Consider the following 2,886-nt stretch of genomic DNA (forward strand, 5'->3'; position numbering starts at 1 on the left):
ATCGACTTCACGCAAGGTTGTGAGAACAATGCTTACCGCTTAGTTGCAGTACCATTCAACGGAAGTTTTGATGTAACGAGTTCTACATTTGCATGGAGTGGACCAAGTGTAGTTGCTACAGACGCGCCAAATGCGATTGTTTTGGGTGCCAATGGAACTTATACAGTAACGGTAACCAATGCAGATGGCTGTAGTTCGACAGAAAGTGTAACGGTAAATAACATATCATGTACAATTCAAAAAGGAATCTCTCCTAATAATGACGGGAAGAATGACACATTTGATTTGAGCACATTGAATGTAAGAGAGCTATTCATTTACAACCGATATGGAACCGAAGTTTACCAATTTGCCAATTACACCAAGCAATGGGGTGGTCAGTCAAATTCAGGAGATGAATTGCCAGATGGCACCTACTTCTATGTGATAAAAACTGTAGAAGGAGAGAACATAACAGGATGGATTTTCATTAACAGATAAAAAAGGATAATACATACTGCCCGAAGTAATTCGGGCAGTATTTTACCACATAAAACAATACCAGGATATGAATAAAATATACTTAGCCGCACTAATTGCCGTAGTCACATTATTTGAGGCTAGTGGACAACAAGACCCACATTATACCCAGTACATGTATAATATGAACGTGATCAACCCAGCATATGCAGGCTCGAAGGAAAACCTATCTTTTGGACTTTTATACCGCAAACAATGGGTAGACATCGATGGAGCCCCCTCTACCTTCACGTTTTCAGGACATTCACCAGCAGGCAAGAACGTAGGACTTGGACTCTCAGTCATAGCAGATGAAATCGGTCCGGTAAAAGAGCAAAACGTATACGGAGATTTCTCCTACACATTGAATTTAGGAGGCGAACACAAATTGGCCTTTGGATTAAAAGCAGGAGCTACGTTTCAAACCATTGGACTATTTGACGACATCAATTCAACCCTGCCAGATCCTACTGATAGCGGATTTAGCCAAAACACCAATAATGTATTTTTCAATATAGGAGCCGGTGTATTTTACTACACAGACAAATACTATGTAGCCCTATCGGTACCCAATATGATGAAAGCCAATTACCTGGATTTTAATGGCGTGAAATACGGAACAGAAACCCAACACTATTTCTTAACAGGAGGATATGTATTTGATTTGACACCAAATTTAAAATTCAAACCCTTTGCGATGCTCAAATCAGCGTTCAATTCCCCAAGTTCCTTGGATGTATCAGCCAACTTTTTATTCAACGAGCGCTTTGAAATAGGTGGTACCTACCGACTAGACGATAGCTTTGGAGCGATGGTCAACTTTGCCGTAACCCCATCTTTACGAATCGGATATGCTTATGACAACATCATCTCGGAACTCAACACGGTAACCCCGTCCTCACACGAGATCATTTTGCTATTTGACCTAAACTTTCCAAAGAAAGTTTCCCGTTCACCACGATTTTTCTAACATAAAAGCACTTACCTAATGAAAAGACTCTATATTCTATTAAGCTGTGTGTTAGTAAGCACCACAACCTTAAACGCACAAAATAAGAAAACCCAGACCGCCGATAAACTCTTTAATCAATTTGAGTACGTAGAAGCGAGCCAAGAATACCTAAAGTTAGTAGACAAAGGCCAAAATGATCCTTATGTTTATAAACAACTGGCCGACGCGTATTACAACATGTACAACCCCGAAGAAGCAGCCAAATGGTATGCCAAAGTAGTAGAAACCCAGCAAGAGGCAGAAACCTACTTTCGCTATGCACAAATGCTAAAAGCTTTGGGTAAATACGAAGAAGCCAACAAGCAAATGGCCACTTTTGCCAAGAAAGCACCAAGCGACCACAGGGCCAAGGACTTCAACCAAAACCCAGGCTACTTGCCAAAGTTGTTGAACAAACAAAAAGCCTACAACGTAACAGCATTGGAAATCAACAGCGAAGGATCAGACTTTGGAGCCGTACTTACCAATGACAATACGTTGTACTTTACCTCTTCAAGAAACAAGAGCAAACGTACCGATGGATGGAACGACGAACCTTATTTGGACATCTACAAATCCACAATGAACGAAGATAAAACTTTCTCTAAACCAGAAGAAGTATCAGAGCTCAACACAAAATGGCACGACGGTCCGGTAAGCATCAGCAACGACGGAAACACCATGTATTTCTCAAGAGATTCACACAGTGAAAAACAATATGAGAAAGACAAGAAACTCAACACCAAGTTTGGACAAGTGTACCTTTACAAAGCCACGAAAGACGGCGATAAATGGGGTAACGTACAATCTTTACCATTTAACAACAAAGACTACTCAAACAGTAGCCCGAGTTTGAGTAGAGACGGGAAAACTTTATACTTTAGTTCAAACATGCCAGGATCAATCGGGCAAACTGATATTTGGAAAGTAGCAATCAATGCAGACGGAAGTTTTGGCGCACCAGAGAATATGGGCAACAAAATCAATACCGAAGGCAAAGAACAGTTTCCACAAATCACGGACGACAACATCTTGTTTTTCTCTTCAAACGGACACATTGGTCTAGGTGGATTAGACATCTACATGATTGATTTGAAAACCAATAATCAAATTGAGAACGTTGGAAAACCAGTAAACAGTGAAAAAGACGACTTCGCATTTAGCTTCAACGCTACTAAAAATGTAGGATTCTTCTCAAGTAACCGAACAGGAGCCGACAACATGTATTGGGCAAATCCAGTATGTGGTGTAGAAGCTATGGTTGTAGTTAAAGATGCCAAAACAGGTGCATTGTTAACAGGCGCCCGCGTATCGATTTTAGATGCAAAGAAAAACGTACTTGAAACACAAACCACCACAGCAAGTGGCGAGATCATGTACCCAGTAGATTGCAACAC

At 40.7% G+C, this 2,886-nt stretch carries 3 protein-coding genes; all 3 read left to right on the plus strand.

Annotation, left to right across the window (positions count from 1 at the left end; genetic code table 11):
• Positions 1-480, plus strand: a 480-nt coding sequence (locus QUB52_RS28890; protein WP_332976334.1) for a gliding motility-associated C-terminal domain-containing protein, incomplete at its 5' end; no start/stop codon positions are given.
• A gap of 67 nt (positions 481-547) precedes the next feature.
• On the plus strand, positions 548-1,468 hold the full coding sequence (locus tag QUB52_RS28895; protein ID WP_332976336.1) for a PorP/SprF family type IX secretion system membrane protein: 921 nt from the start codon (positions 548-550) through the stop codon (positions 1,466-1,468).
• Positions 1,469-1,486: 18 nt separating this feature from the next.
• The coding region (locus tag QUB52_RS28900) for a hypothetical protein (protein ID WP_332976338.1) at positions 1,487-2,886 on the plus strand (1,400 nt) is incomplete at its 3' end.

Source organism: Microcoleus sp. A6-C6, assembly GCF_036705955.1.
Taxonomy (GTDB): Bacteria; Cyanobacteriota; Cyanobacteriia; order Cyanobacteriales; family Microcoleaceae; genus Microcoleus.

Bases quoted from the DNA above. Each gene is read 5' to 3' on its own strand.
- QUB52_RS28895 (WP_332976336.1), top strand. From the start codon at position 548: ATGAATAAAATATACTTAGCCGCACTAATTGCCGTAGTCACATTATTT.